13 protein-coding genes and 1 pseudogene are annotated in these 14,201 nt (G+C 68.0%); 8 read left to right on the forward strand and 6 right to left on the reverse strand.

Annotation, left to right across the window (positions count from 1 at the left end; genetic code table 11):
- Window positions 1-5: 5 nt before the first annotated feature.
- Window positions 6-263, reverse strand: coding sequence for a DUF167 domain-containing protein (locus SALMUC_RS15715; RefSeq protein WP_021120497.1), 258 nt, complete (start codon window positions 261-263; stop codon window positions 6-8).
- Between the two features lie 97 nt (window positions 264-360).
- On the opposite strand from SALMUC_RS15715, the gene SALMUC_RS15720 reads away from it, so the two are divergent.
- Both SALMUC_RS15720 and SALMUC_RS15725 read left to right on the forward strand, forming a co-directional pair.
- Window positions 361-939 (forward strand): nitroreductase family protein, encoded by a 579-nt coding sequence (locus SALMUC_RS15720; protein ID WP_020042812.1) that lies wholly within the window; start codon window positions 361-363, stop codon window positions 937-939.
- A complete protein-coding gene (locus SALMUC_RS15725) occupies window positions 936-1,637 on the forward strand; it encodes an EI24 domain-containing protein (RefSeq protein WP_020042813.1) in 702 nt (233 codons plus the stop codon). Before SALMUC_RS15720 ends, SALMUC_RS15725 begins: the two co-directional genes overlap by 4 nt.
- 4 nt (window positions 1,638-1,641) lie before the next feature.
- Here SALMUC_RS15725 and SALMUC_RS15730 read toward each other — a convergent pair whose 3' ends face one another.
- Both SALMUC_RS15730 and mce read right to left on the reverse strand, forming a co-directional pair.
- Window positions 1,642-1,938: a DUF1467 family protein gene (locus SALMUC_RS15730; RefSeq protein WP_020042814.1), complete on the reverse strand. Its 297-nt coding sequence runs from the start codon at window positions 1,936-1,938 to the stop codon at window positions 1,642-1,644.
- Window positions 1,939-1,947: 9 nt separating this feature from the next.
- Window positions 1,948-2,352, reverse strand: coding sequence for a methylmalonyl-CoA epimerase (gene mce / locus SALMUC_RS15735; RefSeq protein ID WP_020042815.1), 405 nt, complete (start codon window positions 2,350-2,352; stop codon window positions 1,948-1,950).
- A 130-nt stretch (window positions 2,353-2,482) separates the two neighbouring features.
- On the opposite strand from mce, the gene SALMUC_RS15740 reads away from it, so the two are divergent.
- Window positions 2,483-3,199 carry a response regulator gene (locus SALMUC_RS15740; protein WP_020042816.1) on the forward strand — a complete coding sequence of 239 codons (717 nt, stop codon included), beginning with the start codon at window positions 2,483-2,485 and terminating at the stop codon, window positions 3,197-3,199.
- A gap of 7 nt (window positions 3,200-3,206) precedes the next feature.
- On the opposite strand, the pseudogene SALMUC_RS31860 reads toward SALMUC_RS15740, so the two are convergent.
- Window positions 3,207-4,434 (reverse strand): annotated as a pseudogene (locus SALMUC_RS31860) (DUF1501 domain-containing protein).
- Between the two features lie 3 nt (window positions 4,435-4,437).
- A complete protein-coding gene (locus SALMUC_RS15750; protein WP_020042817.1) occupies window positions 4,438-5,823 on the reverse strand; it encodes a DUF1800 domain-containing protein in 1,386 nt (461 codons plus the stop codon).
- 173 nt (window positions 5,824-5,996) lie between these two features.
- On the opposite strand from SALMUC_RS15750, the gene SALMUC_RS15755 reads away from it, so the two are divergent.
- A complete protein-coding gene (locus tag SALMUC_RS15755) occupies window positions 5,997-6,473 on the forward strand; it encodes a hemerythrin domain-containing protein (protein WP_020042818.1) in 477 nt (158 codons plus the stop codon).
- A 70-nt stretch (window positions 6,474-6,543) separates the two neighbouring features.
- Here the strand turns inward: SALMUC_RS15755 and aspS are convergent, their stop codons facing one another.
- Window positions 6,544-8,319, reverse strand: a complete 1,776-nt coding sequence (gene aspS / locus SALMUC_RS15760) for an aspartate--tRNA ligase (protein WP_020042819.1) — start codon at window positions 8,317-8,319, stop codon at window positions 6,544-6,546.
- 192 nt (window positions 8,320-8,511) lie between these two features.
- On the opposite strand from aspS, the gene SALMUC_RS15765 reads away from it, so the two are divergent.
- The 4 genes from SALMUC_RS15765 to SALMUC_RS15775 all read left to right on the forward strand — a co-directional run.
- Complete coding sequence (locus SALMUC_RS15765; RefSeq protein ID WP_037372070.1) at window positions 8,512-9,741, forward strand: SAM-dependent methyltransferase; 1,230 nt, start codon at window positions 8,512-8,514, stop codon at window positions 9,739-9,741.
- 158 nt (window positions 9,742-9,899) lie between these two features.
- A complete protein-coding gene (gene carB, locus SALMUC_RS15770; RefSeq protein WP_020042821.1) occupies window positions 9,900-13,256 on the forward strand; it encodes a carbamoyl-phosphate synthase large subunit in 3,357 nt (1,118 codons plus the stop codon).
- Between the two features lie 61 nt (window positions 13,257-13,317).
- On the forward strand, window positions 13,318-13,851 hold the full coding sequence (locus tag SALMUC_RS29940; RefSeq protein ID WP_156883538.1) for a hypothetical protein: 534 nt from the start codon (window positions 13,318-13,320) through the stop codon (window positions 13,849-13,851).
- A gap of 56 nt (window positions 13,852-13,907) precedes the next feature.
- A partial coding sequence (locus SALMUC_RS15775) for a transposase (RefSeq protein ID WP_245584648.1) occupies window positions 13,908-14,201 on the forward strand: 294 nt, incomplete at its 3' end.

Raw genomic sequence — 14,201 nt, forward strand, 5'->3', positions numbered from 1 at the left:
GGCGCTCATTCCTCGACCCGGAAGACCTTGTCGCGCGACGTGGCGCCGCGCACCAGCGTGAGCCGCGATTTCGGCACGCCGAGCGCCTTCGACAGCAGCTTGACCACGGCGGCATTGGCCTTGCCGTCCTCGGGCGGGGCGGTGACGCGGACCGAGAGGCGGCCCTCCTCCTCGCGGATCTCGTTGCGCCCGGCGCGGGGTGTCACGCGCAGGGTGATCGTGTCTCCGGGGCGGGCGAGGTGGCGCAGGTCGGGCTTGGGCATGGCGCGGCTTAGCAGCGGGGCGCGCACCGGGCAACGCGGGCGCTTGAAACCCGGCGCGGCAGGGCAGAGATAGGGATGGAACCACAAGGAGACGTGCATGCCGGCCCGCAACCCCGAAGCCCTTGATTTCCTGCTGAGCCGACGCTCCCGCCCGGCCAAGACGCTGTCGTCGCCGGCGCCCGACCGCGACGCCCTGCACGAGTTGCTGACGGCGGCCGCGCGCACGCCCGATCATGGCAAGATGGAGCCCTGGCGGTTCATCGTGTTCGAGCGTCCGGCGCTCGAGCGGCTGGCGGGCGAGGTGGCCGGCCGGACCGCGGCACAGGCGATGGACGCCGACAGTGCCGCCAAGGCGCGCCGCCAGTTCGACGAGAGCCCGCTCTGCGTGGCGGTGATCGAATCGCAGCGCGAGAGCCCCAAGATTCCGCCGATCGAACAGACCTACTCCGCCGGGGCAGTCTGTCTGTCGCTGCTCAACGCCGCGCTGGCCGCGGGCTGGGGCGGCAACTGGCTTTCGGGCTGGGCGGCGCATGACCGCGCTTTCGGCGAGGAGGTCCTGGGCCTGCGCCCGACCGAGCGTGTCGTGGGCTTTGTCCATATCGGGACCGAGACCATCGCCCCGCCCGAGCGGCCGCGCCCGGATCTCGATGCCATCGTCGAGTGGGTCGAGACATGATCCTGTCCGCTTTCTTCGCGGCACTGGGGCAGGTCGGCGACCCGCGCTTCCGCAGCGTGCTGCTCAAGGGGCTGGGGATCACGGTGGCGATCTTCGTCGCGGTCTACGTGGCCTTCGTGCAGGGCGTGGGCTGGATGCTGGGCGACAGCGTCACGCTGCCCTGGATCGGCACCGTCAGCTGGGTCGACGACGCGATCAGCTGGGGCGCCGTGCCGCTGATGCTGCTGCTCTCGGTCTTCCTGATGGTGCCGGTGGCCTCGGCGATCACGGGCATCTTCCTCGACGACGTGGCACAGGCGGTCGAGGACCGGCACTACCCGGCGCTGCCCCCGGCGCAGGATCCGTCGCTGATGGTCAACATCAAGGATTCGCTGGGTTTCCTGGGCGTGCTGATCGTCGCCAACATCGTGGCGCTGGCGCTCTATCTCGCCTTCGCGCCGCTGGCGCCCTTCATCTTCTGGGGGCTGAACGGCTTTCTGCTGGGCCGCGAGTACTTCACGCTTGCCGCGATCCGGCGCGTGGGGCGCGAGCAGGCGGCACTGCTGCGCCGCCGGCACATGGTGACGATCTGGGCGGCGGGCGTGCTCATGGCCGTGCCGCTGACGGTGCCGCTGCTGAACCTCGTGGTCCCGATCCTGGGAGCGGCGACCTTCACCCACGTGTTCCACCGGCTACAGGCGCGGCGCGCGCCCGCCTGAGCCCTCAGGGCTGTTGGCGGGCGCCCGGCGGGTCCATCCGGTCGAACATCCAGCGGTCGATGTCGCGCACGGTGATCGCGCCCGACAGGATGGTGGCCGAGATGACGATCCAGAGCACCGCCGAGATGGCGGTGGTGATCCAGGCCTTGCGCTTGAGGTTGTGCACTTCGGGGCTGCTGGCATGCGTGCCTTCGACGATCTCGCCCCTGTCGCCCTGCGTCTCGAGGCGGAAGGGGATCACGATCAGGAAGGTCAGGAACCAGATGACCGCGAAGAGCACGATGGCGGAGGTAATGGTCATGGCGGGTACTCAGACCTGTTCCAGCTCGACCAGCGTGCCCTGGAAATCCTTTGGATGCAGGAAGAGCACCGGCTTGCCGTGGGCGCCGATCTTGGGCTCGCCGTCGCCCAGCACGCGGGCGCCCTGCGCCTTGAGGTGGTCGCGGGCGGCGAGGATGTCGTCGACCTCGTAGCAGACATGGTGGATGCCGCCCGACGGGTTCTTGTCGAGGAAGCCCTGGATCGGCGAGCCCTCGCCCAGCGGGTAGAGCAGCTCGATCTTGGTGTTCGGCAGCTCGATGAAGACGACGGTCACGCCGTGGTCGGGCTCGTCCTGCGGTGCGCCCACCTTGGCGCCCAGCGTGTCGCGGTACTGCGCCGAGGCGGCCTCGAGGTCGGGCACGGCAATGGCGACGTGGTTCAGGCGGCCGATCATGTCTCGCTCTCCTCTTGCGGTCTGGGCCGCTTATGCCGCGCGGGCCGCGGTCTGCGCAAGCGGGGCGCGGCCATTAACCGCGCATTAGCGTTGACGCGGGATTGTCCAATATACGCTGAAGGAGGATGCGATGACCGACTCGGATGGATTCGACCCGGTGCCCCGGCCCACCGCCACCCGGCCGCTTCTGGGCATGACCGTTCTGGTGGTGGAGGACAGCCGCTTTGCCTGTGACGCCATGCGCCTCCTGTGCCTGCGCAGCGGGGCGCGCATCCGGCGGGCCGACTGTCTCGTGTCCGCCCGCAGGCATCTGCAGGTCTACCGGCCCACGGTCGCGGTGGTCGACCTCGGGCTGCCCGACGGGTCCGGGGCCGAGCTGATTTCGGACCTTTCGGTCGCCGCGCCGCGGGTCTCGGTGATCCTGGGCACCAGCGGCGATGCCTTTGCCGAGGACGTGGCCTTTGCCGCCGGGGCGGACGGGTTCCTTCCCAAGCCGGTCGAGAGCGTCGCAGCCTTCCAGGCGGAGGTGCTGCGTCACCTGCCCGAAGAGAGGCGCCCGCTGGGCCCGCGCATGGTCTCGGAGGAGATGGTGCGGCCCGATCCGCTGGCCTACCGCGACGACATGGCCCATGCCGCCGACGTGCTGGGCGACGACGGCGACGAGCGGATGCTGGACTACGTGACGCAGTTCCTGCGCGGCGTGGCGCAGAGCGCGGGCGACGGCGTGCTGGCGGGCGCGGCAGAGCAGCTGGCCGAGGCGCGGGCCGAGGGGCGGCCGGTGAAATCCGACATCGCCCGCGTGGCGGGGCTGGTGCAGGATCGACTGGCCGACCGCGTGGCGATCTGAGCCACCCTCAGAGCAGCAGGCGCGGGTCCGGGCCAAGGTCGAGGCCCGGGAAGATGTCGCGCTCGATCACCTTGGTATCCAGCCCGAAAAGCCCGCGGATGAGCCAGCCCGCGTGGGCGCGCAGGTCGCGCGTGGGCATCAGGTCGCGGCGGGCATAGAGATCGGCCTCGGCAAGGCCGGGCCAGTCACTGACCACACGGCCCCCGCGGATCGCGCCGCCGGCCATGATCATCGCGCCGCCGGTGCCGTGATCCGTACCGGACGTACCGTTAATCCGTACGGTCCGGCCGAACTCGGTCATGGCGACCACTGCCGTCTTGCCCCAGGCCTGCGGACCCATGCCGTCGCGCAGCGTGAGGATCGTGTCCGAGAGTCGCCCGAGCGCCCGGCCCAGGGAACGGTCCTGGTTGTCGTGGGTGTCCCAGCCGTTGATCGAGAAGGCGGCGATGCGCGATGCGCCCCCAAGGCGCTCGGCGGCGAACTCCGCAACCCGCTTCTGGGCCGAGCCGCCGCGGATGTCATCGCGCATCGCGGCCATCATCTCGCCCGGCGCCATCTCGGCGGCCACCGGGTCGCCATCGGCCTCGGAGATGGCCAGCGCCTGCGTCAGGGCCGAGGCGAAGGCGGGGTCGTCCTGCATGACGAGCTCGGCCAGGCGCAGGGCCTGGGGGCTGAGCGCGAGATCGGCCTCGGGCGTCCAGCGCGAGACGGGGGCCGTCGCCCGAGAGGATCGAGAGCGAGTCGCGGCCCACCGCATAAGCGGTCTCGGTCCCCACGCCGGGATAGTGCGAGAGCATGCGGTTCAGCCAGCCGTCGCGGCTGAGCCCCTGGCTGAGGTCGGCGATGCCCGCTTCGAGCAGGTCCTGCCCGTCGAAGTGGCTGCGCTTGTCGCGGTAGGGCGTCGAGACGGCATGGGCGACGCTCAGCTCGCCCTGTCGCCAGAGCGGCAGCAGCGGCGCCAGCGCGCCGTTCAGGGCGAAGAAGCCGTCGAGATCTGTCGGTCCGTCCTTGGCGTCGAAGTCGGGCCGGCCGCGCAGCCCGGCCCAGGCGGGGTCGCCGTGGGGCATCACCGCGCCGAGCCCGTCCATGGCGCCGCGCAGGATGATGACCACCAGCCGGTTCTCGCCCGGCGTGGCGGCGAAGGTCACAGGGGTCACCAGCGGGCTGGCCGCGAGCGAGCAGCCGACGGCGGCGGTGCGGGTCAGGAAGGCGCGGCGCGAGAGATCACGGGACATCGGTCACATCCTCTGGAAGGCGGGAGAGGCCAGCACGAGCCCGACGCCATCGGCGCGGCTTTCGGCGGACTCGGCGGCAAAGCGCACGGCGGGCGTGGCGCGCGGCCCCAGCGCCTGCGTGACGAAGTCGCGCGGGTCGGGCAGGTCGCGGCGCAGGAACTGCGGTACGGTGACGGCCCAGCGCAGCCGCGTGGCGATGCCCTGCGGCGTGATCCAGGCGGAGTCGGCCTCGTCCAGTCCGTCGGGGCCGTCGGGCTGTTGCCAGGCATGGCCCATGGTCTGGATCGGCTGCTGGATCCGCAGCCGGAAGACGCCCTCGCGCAGGTCGGTCAGGGCCTCTGGCGCCACGGCGAGCGCGCGCAGCGCAGAGGAGACGAAATCGAAGGGTTGCTTGACGTTGGGCCGGCGGTCGTCCCAGGCGGCCGGGTGGGCGAGCATGGCGGCATATCCGCGGCGCAGTTCGCAGCCGCTGTCGAGAAGGGCCGTCTCGATCGCCTTCACAAGGTCGGGGTCCGGGCGGTCCGAGACGAAATGCACCGCCAGCTTGTGCGCCAGGTGCCGGGCGGTGGCAGGATGACGGGCGAGGTCGCGCAGCGCGTCCTTGACGTCACCGAGGCGGGGCTCGTCGCCGCCGTATCCGCGCCGCAGCACGGTCTGGACCCCGGGTTCGGCGATATCCTTGCGGAAACTGCGGCCGACCGTGTGGTGAAAGGTGAGGCCTGTCAAAAGCTCGGCCAGCTCCCGCACGTCGGCCTGGGTATAAGGGCCGTCGACGCCGAGGGTGTGAAGCTCGAGGATCTCGCGGGCGAGGTTCTCGTTCACGCCGCGATCGGGCCTGCGCCGGCCAAGCCGCGAATTCGGCCCGACCGAGGTGTTCTGGTCGAGGTAGTGCAGCATCAGCGGATGGGTGACAGCCGAGATGAGCAGGTCCTCGAAGCGCCCGGCGACATGGGGGCGGATCGCGCTCTGCATGTAGGGCGAGGTGCCACGCCGAATGACGCCGGCCTTGCCGATCGCGGTGAAATGGTCGGCCCAGAAGAAGCTGAGCCTTTCCCGAAACGGCGCTTCGGTCTCGATGCGGCGGGCGATGTGGCGGGCCATCCAGACGGCGGAGGCCTTTCGGGCCGCGATGTTGATCTCGCGCGAGCGCTCGCGCGCGGCCTCGCCCTTGGCCGTGCCGCGATTGGCGCTGCGGATCTTCTGCTGCTCGCGGCGGGCGGTGATGCGCGAGAGGAAGTCGGGGAAGGGCTCGATCGGATGGGTCTTTGCCACGGTGTCCGGACTGTCCAGCGTGGCGAGCATGGCCTCGGCGCTCTGCGCGGGCGGCACGGTCGGGGACAGGCCGCAGCCGAAACGGATCTCGGCAAGGATCGGATCGAAGTCGGCCATCGTGAGTTGCCTCTGCCAGTGTGCGACAAGCTTACAGCCAACGGCCGCAGGCGTCACAGGGTTGCAGCGTCACATCCCCGTGCTCGCCAACGGCTCGGCGGGAAGGTGCCGGGAACCCGGGCGCACGGGGCGGCGTTGGCCTGCGACCAAGGCATTCCCATCCGGAGCAACCCATGACATCGATCTACGACGCCATCATCCAGGACCACGAGCATCACCGCGCGCTGCTGGCGACCATCGCCGACACCGAGGGTGACAGCGAGAAGCGGAAGCAGGCCTGGGCCGAGTTCTACCGCGACGTGAAATCTCACTCGGCCGCGGAAGAGGAGGAGTTCTACTCGGTCCTGATGCAGGAGACCTGGGGCCAGGATACCGCGCGCCACTCGGTGCAGGAGCACGCCGAGATGGACGAGATCCTGGAAGAGCTGAACGAGAAGGACATGGCCTCGCCCGGGTGGCTGAATCGCTTCCACACGCTGCGGCACGACTACGAGCACCACATGGAAGAGGAAGAGGACGAGGTCTTTGCCCGCGCCAAGAAGGTCGTCGGCGAAGAACAGAACGACGCCTATGGCAAGCGCTTTCTCGACCGAAAGAACAGCGAGCTGAAGCTGGTCGAGAAGAAGAAGGAGGACCACCTCGAGGACTGAGGCGGCCCGGCCCGGAAAAGCGAAAGCCCGCGCGGGGAGCGCGGGCTTTTTCATGCGGTGACGGGGCCGATCACTCCTGCGGGATGACCCGCAGCGAGAGTTCCATCAGCTGGTCCGAGGTCGGATCGGAGGGCGCCTGCATCATCAGGTCCTCGGCGCGCTGGTTCATCGGGAACATGATGACCTCGCGGATGTTCGAGGTGCCGGCCAGCAGCATCACGATGCGGTCGATGCCCGCCGCGCAGCCGCCGTGCGGCGGGGCGCCGAAGTGGAAGGCGCGTTCCAGCCCGCCGAAGCGCTTGCGCACCTCGTCCTCGCCGTAGCCGGCCAGCTCGAAGGCCTTGAACATGATCTCGGGCTTGTGGTTCCGGATCGCGCCCGAGACCAGCTCGTAGCCGTTGCAGGCGAGGTCGTACTGGTAGCCCTTGACCTCGAGGGGGTCGCCCTCCAGCGCCTCGGCGCCGCCCTGGGGCATCGAGAAGGGGTTGTGCGAGAAGTCGATCTCGCCCGTCTCCTCGTCGGCCTCGTACATCGGGAAGTCGACGATCCAGGCGAAGGCGAAGCGGTTCTGCTCGGTCAGGCCCAGCTCGTTGCCGACCTCGACGCGGGCCTTGGCGGCGACGCGCTCGAAGCTGGCGGGCTTGCCGCCGAGGAAGAAGGCGGCGTCGCCCTTGCCGAGACCCAGCTGCTGGCGGATCGCCTCGGTGCGCTCGGGGCCGATGTTCTTGGCGAGCGGGCCGGCGGCCTCGAGGCCGTTCTCGCCGTCACGCCAGAAGATGTAGCCCATGCCCGGCAGGCCTTCGCGCTGGGCGAAGGAGTTCATCCGGTCGCAGAACTTGCGCGAGCCGCCGCCGGGGGCGGGGATGGCGCGGATCTCGGTGCCTTCCTGCTCGAGCAGCTTGGCGAAGATCGCGAAGCCCGAGCCGCGGAAGTGCTCGGAGACCACCTGCATCTTGATCGGGTTGCGCAGGTCGGGCTTGTCGGTGCCGTACCAGAGCGCCGCGTCCGCGTAGGAGATCTGCGGCCAGTGCTTGTCGACCTTGGCGCCTTCGCCGAATTCCTCGAAGACCCCCTCGATCACCGGCTGGATGGTGTCGAAGACGTCCTGCTGCTCGACGAAGGACATCTCCATGTCGAGCTGGTAGAAGTCCGTGGGCGAGCGGTCGGCGCGCGGGTCCTCGTCGCGGAAGCAGGGCGCGATCTGGAAATACTTGTCGAAGCCCGAGACCATGATGAGCTGCTTGAAGAGCTGCGGGGCCTGGGGCAGGGCGTAGAACTTGCCCGGGTGCAGGCGCGAGGGCACGAGGAAGTCGCGGGCACCCTCGGGGCTCGACGCGGTGATGATCGGCGTCTGGTACTCGCGGAAGTCCTGACCCCACATGCGGCGCCGGATCGAGGCCACCACGTCGGAGCGCAGCGCCATGTTGCGCTGCATCGCCTCGCGGCGCAGGTCGAGGTAGCGATAGCGCAGGCGCGTCTCCTCGGGGTATTCCTGCTCGCCGAAGACCATGAGCGGCAGCTCTTCGGCGGCGCCCAGCACCTCGAGATCGCGGATGTAGACCTCGATCTCGCCGGTGGGCAGGCGCGGGTTGATGAGTTCGGGGTCGCGGGCCTTCACGACGCCGTCGATGCGGATGCACCATTCGGCGCGGACCTTGTCGACCTCGTTGAAGACAGGGCTGTCGGAGTCGCACAGGACCTGCGTCATGCCATAGTGGTCGCGCAGGTCCACGAAGAGCACGCCGCCGTGGTCGCGGATGCGATGCACCCAGCCGGCGAGGCGGACGGTGTCGCCGACATTCTCTTTGGTCAGGTCTGCGCAGGTATGGCTGCGGTAGGCGTGCATGACGGAAGCCCTTTGGAAACTGCCGGAAAGATAGGCGCCGATACACAGGCGATGCGTGAGGAAGTCAAGGGACGCGCGCGCGGATTTGGCGCGAAAGGCGTCCTGCGTTAACCTTTGGGAACAAAAACGCGGGATCACGCGTTTCTATAATATTTGAAAGAGGAAACTCCGGTCACCATTGGGGGTGTGATCATGTGGGACACGATTTTGCACAGGATGTTGCAGCGGCTGATTGTCACCGGACGACTGCGATTGGAATGGCCCGACGGGTCGACACGCGATTACGGACCCGGCGGCGGGCTGCTGGGCGAGGCGAAACTCACCGAGCCGAGCATCGTTCGTGAACTGGTCGTGCGGCCGGTGCTGGCGCTTGGCGAGGGCTATACCGACGGGCGGATCGAGACGCCGCCGCACAAGCTCTACGATTTCGTGGCGCTGCTGATCCGCAATCAGCAACTGGGGCACATGCCGGGCTGGTTCGAGGCGGCGCAGAAGCTGCGCGGCTGGCTGCGCGGGGTGGAGCAGCGCAACAACCCGCTGCGCTCGCAGAAGAACGTTCAGCATCACTACGACATCTCGGACGAGCTATACGCGCTCTTCCTCGACGAGGACATGCAGTACTCCTGCGCCTATTTCGCCGACCGCGACGCCACGCTCGAACAGGCGCAGTCGGCCAAGAAGGCGCATATCGCCCGCAAGCTGCGGATCGAGCCGGGCCAGCGCGTGCTGGACATCGGCTGCGGCTGGGGCGGCATGGCGCTGACGCTGGCGCGCGATTTCGGCGCGCAGGTCATCGGCGTCACGCTGTCGGAGAACCAGCTGGCCACGGCACGGCGCCGCGCCGAGGAGGCGGGGCTTGCCGACAAGTGCGAGTTCCGGCTGATGGACTACCGCCTGCTGGAGGAGCGTTTCGACCGGATCGTGAGCGTGGGGATGCTCGAGCACGTGGGCTATCCGCACCTGCGCGAGTATTTCGACAAGGTCGATTCGCTGCTGAGCGAGGACGGCATCGCGCTGATCCACACCATCGGGCATGTCGCACCGCCCGGGCCGACCTCGGCCTGGATCGACAAGTATATCTTCCCCGGTGGCTACGTGCCGAGCCTGTCGGAGGTCTCGGCGGCGGTCGAGCGCACGAACATGTGGGCCGCCGACGTCGAGGTGCTGCGCGGGCACTACGGCCCGACGCTGAACCACTGGCGCCAGCGCTTCGAGGCGGCGCTGCCCAAGGTGCGCGAGATGTACGACGACAACTTCGTGCGCATGTGGCGGTTCTATCTCGTGGTCTGCGAGGCGGCCTTCGAGGAAACCTTCCAGGGCGTCTTCCAGATGCAGCTGTCGCACAAGCAGTACGCGGTGCCGGTGTCGCGCGACTACCTCTACGAGGATGACGACCACCGCATGATGCACGCCGCCCAGTAGGGCCGCGGACGGCATCCACCGACGGCGCCCGGTGCGGCGCCGTCTCCGGCGTGACCGCCGATAGGGCTTGCACGGGCAAGGCGCTTCACTATAACGCGCGAGAATTTGCGGCATGCGAGTCTGCGTGCCGCATCCGCATGCGCAAAAGAGGTCCGTCGATGCCCAAGAGAACCGATATCAAGTCCATCATGATCATCGGAGCAGGGCCCATCATCATCGGGCAGGCCTGCGAGTTCGACTATTCCGGCGCCCAGGCCTGCAAGGCCCTGCGCGAAGAGGGATACCGGGTCATCCTGGTGAACTCGAACCCGGCCACGATCATGACCGACCCCGGTCTCGCCGACGCCACCTATATCGAGCCCATCACCCCCGAGGTGGTCGCCCGCATCATCGAGAAGGAACGCCCCGACGCGCTGCTGCCGACGATGGGCGGCCAGACCGGCCTGAACACCTCGCTCAAGCTCGAGGAAATGGGCGTGCTCGAGAAGTTCGGCGTCGAGATGATCGGTGCCCGCCGCGAGGCCATCGAGATGGCCGAGGACCGCGCGCTCTTCCGCGAGGCAATGGACCGGATCGGCCTCGAGAACCCGGCCGCGACCATCGTGACCGCGCCCAAGGACGAGACCGGCAAGGTCGATCTCGACGCCGGCGTGCAGACCGCGCTGGAGGCGCTCGAGCACATCGGCCTGCCCGCGATCATCCGGCCGGCCTACACGCTGGGCGGCACCGGCGGCGGCGTGGCCTACAACCGCGAGGATTACATGTACTACTGCCGGTCGGGCATGGATGCCTCGCCGGTGAACCAGATCCTCGTGGACGAGAGCCTGCTGGGCTGGAAGGAATACGAGATGGAGGTCGTCCGCGACAAGGCGGACAACGCGATCATCGTCTGCGCCATCGAGAACGTGGACCCGATGGGCGTGCATACCGGCGACTCGATCACCGTGGCCCCGGCGCTGACGCTGACCGACAAGGAATACCAGATCATGCGCAACGGCAGCATCGCCGTGCTGCGCGAGATCGGGGTCGAGACCGGCGGCTCGAACGTGCAGTGGGCGGTGAATCCCGACAACGGCCGCATGGTCGTGATCGAAATGAACCCGCGCGTGTCGCGCTCTTCGGCGCTGGCGTCGAAGGCGACCGGCTTCCCGATCGCCAAGATCGCCGCCAAGCTCGCCGTCGGCTACACGCTGGACGAGCTCGACAACGACATCACCAAGGTGACCCCGGCGAGCTTCGAGCCCACCATCGACTACGTCGTCACCAAGATCCCGAAGTTCGCCTTCGAGAAGTTCCCGGGCTCCGAGCCCTACCTCACGACCGCCATGAAGTCGGTGGGCGAGGCCATGTCCATCGGCCGCACGATCCACGAGTCGATGCAGAAGGCGCTGGCCTCGATGGAGTCCGGGCTGACCGGCTTCGACGAGATCGAGATCCCCGGCGTGTCGGTCGATCCCTGGACGGTGGCGCCCGAGAAGAGCGCCGTCATCAAGGCGATCAGCGCGCAGACCCCCGACCGGCTGCGCACCGTCGCGCAGGCGATGCGCCACGGGTTGTCGGATGACGAGATCCACGGCGTCACCAGCTTCGACCCCTGGTTCCTCGCGCGCATCCGCGAGATCGTCGAGGCCGAGGCCGAGGTGCGTGCCGGCGGCCTGCCGCAGGACGAGGAGGGCATGCGCGCCCTCAAGATGATGGGCTTCAGCGACGCGCGGCTGTCGCGGCTGACCGGCTTTTCCGAGAAGGACGTGCGCAAGCGCCGCACCGGCCTTGGCGTGACCGCCGTGTTCAAGCGCATCGACACCTGCGCCGCCGAGTTCGAGGCGCAGACGCCCTACATGTACTCCACCTACGAGACCCCGATGATGGGCGAGGTGGAATGCGAGGCGCGGCCCTCGGACAAGAAGAAGGTGGTGATCCTCGGCGGCGGGCCGAACCGGATCGGGCAGGGGATCGAGTTCGACTACTGCTGCTGTCACGCCTGCTTCGCGCTGACCGGCGCGGGCTACGAGACGATCATGATCAACTGCAACCCCGAGACCGTGTCGACCGACTACGACACCTCGGACCGGCTGTATTTCGAGCCGCTGACCTTCGAGCACGTCATGGAGATCCTGCGCGTCGAGCAGGAGCGCGGCACGCTGCACGGGGTGATCGTGCAGTTCGGCGGCCAGACGCCGCTGAAGCTGGCCAACGACCTCGAGGCCGAGGGCATCCCGATCCTCGGGACCACGCCGGACGCCATCGACCTCGCCGAGGACCGCGAGCGGTTCCAGGCGCTGGTGAACCAGCTCGGGCTGCGCCAGCCCAAGAACGGCATCGCCTCCACCGAGCAGCAGGCGCTGGACATCGCGGCCGAGATCGGCTTCCCGCTGGTGATCCGTCCCTCCTACGTGCTGGGCGGCCGGGCGATGGAGATCGTGCGCGATCTCGATCACCTCAAGCGCTACATCGACGAGGCGGTCGTGGTCTCGGGCGACAGCCCGGTGCTGCTGGACAGCTACCTCGCGGGCGCGGTCGAGCTGGACGTGGACGCGCTCTGCGACGGCGAGGCGGTGCACGTCGCGGGCATCATGCAGCACATCGAGGAGGCCGGCGTGCACTCGGGCGACAGCGCCTGCTCGCTGCCGCCCTATTCGCTGGGCGCGGGCGTGATCGAGGAGATCAAGCGCCAGACCGAGGCGCTGGCCAGGGCGCTGAACGTCGTGGGCCTGATGAACGTGCAGTTCGCGATCAAGGACGGCGTGGTCTACCTCATCGAGGTCAACCCGCGCGCCTCGCGCACGGTGCCCTTCGTCGCCAAGGCGACCGACAGCGCCATTGCCAGCATCGCGGCGCGCATCATGGCGGGCGAGCATCTCTCGGCCTTCCCGCTGCGCCCGCGCCACGCCGAGGACATCGACTACGACACCGACGTGCCGATGGCTGACCCGATGACGCTGGCCGACCCCGACATGCCCTGGTTCTCGGTCAAGGAGGCGGTGCTGCCCTTCGCCCGCTTCCCGGGCGTGGACACGATCCTCGGGCCCGAGATGCGCTCGACCGGCGAGGTCATGGGCTGGGACCGCAGCTTCCCGCGCGCCTTCCTCAAGGCGCAGATGGGCGCGGGCACCCACCTGCCGACCGAGGGCGCGGTGTTCTTCTCGATCCGCGACTCGGACAAGAACGACGACATGCTCGAGGCCGCGCGGGTGCTCTCGGACCTGGGCTTCCGGCTCATCGCGACGGGCGGCACGGCCGATTTCCTCGAGGGCGCGGGGCTGACCTGCGAGCGCGTGAAGAAGGTCTACGAGGGCCGTCCGAACGTGGTGGACCTGATGAAGGACGGCGGCATCCAGCTGGTCCTGAACACCACCGAGGGCGCCGCGGCCGTCGAGGACAGCCGCGAGATCCGCTCGGTCGCGCTCTACGACAAGATCCCCTACTTCACGACCGCCGCCGGATCCCACGCGGCCGTCATGGCGATGAAGGAACGCCAAGAGGGCGAGCTGGTGGTGAAGTCGCTGCAGGGGTGACTTCCAGCCCTGCCTGCAGCGATATGTTGCAGCCCGCGCGGAGTGGCTGCAAACTTGAACAATGGACCGGTTAGAGTTTGAGTTGGATGCGGCGCGGAAGCGCTTTGATGCCGAAGATGCTGGTCGCGATAATGTTCGGTCGTCGACGGCGATACCGCTCGCGGCTCTGTCGTTCGCGGCTTTCGGTTTTGGAGCTGTAGCCCAAAACGCGGATGTTCTGGCTCGTCAGTTGACGACTGCGGGAGTTGGGCGGGTAGAGTTCTGGCTTGCGGCAACTGCGCTTTCAGTCGCCTCTGTCGCGCTGCTTTGTTTTCTCTGGGCAATCGTTATTTTTCAAAGGTTTGACTACATCGGCAAGGCGCCGGATCCTCATTATCTTGATGTGGAAGCCCAGTTCGTTTCGATGACATATGCGTTGATCGAAGGCGGTATGTATCGTTCAGATGCCGAAGATGTAGCGAGTGTCTCAGCATGGCGTTCTGCACTGAAATCGTTTGAGGATGCAGCTCAAGCACAACGAGAGGCAAACCGTAAGCGCTGTCCCGCGGTCACCTTCCGCGATGTTTCGGCGAATGCGAGAGCATCCTTATCGTGAGTTAGGGAGTGCGGTTCGCAATGTGCGCTACAAATGCGTTTCTCAGATCGCTCGGTGTGGAGATCTACGCGTCCGGACACCGGCGCTGGCCGGATGAGGCGAAGGCGCAGGCAGTCGCCGAGACGCTCCAGCCGGGAATGACGGTGAACGATGTTGCAACGCGGTTCGGTATCCAGCCGAACCAGCTGTCGGCGTGGCGGCGCATGGCGAAGGACGGCAAGCTTGTCCTGCCGGCCGATGAGGGCGCCGGAGATGAGGCGGTGTTCGCGCCTCTCGTGGTGTGTGACGCGGGGTCTCCTGCGCCAGAGGCGGAGAGCAGCGCCGTGGGGCGCGATATCCGGCTCGCTGTC

Source organism: Salipiger mucosus DSM 16094 (assembly GCF_000442255.1).
GTDB classification, from domain to species: domain Bacteria; phylum Pseudomonadota; class Alphaproteobacteria; order Rhodobacterales; family Rhodobacteraceae; genus Salipiger; species Salipiger mucosus.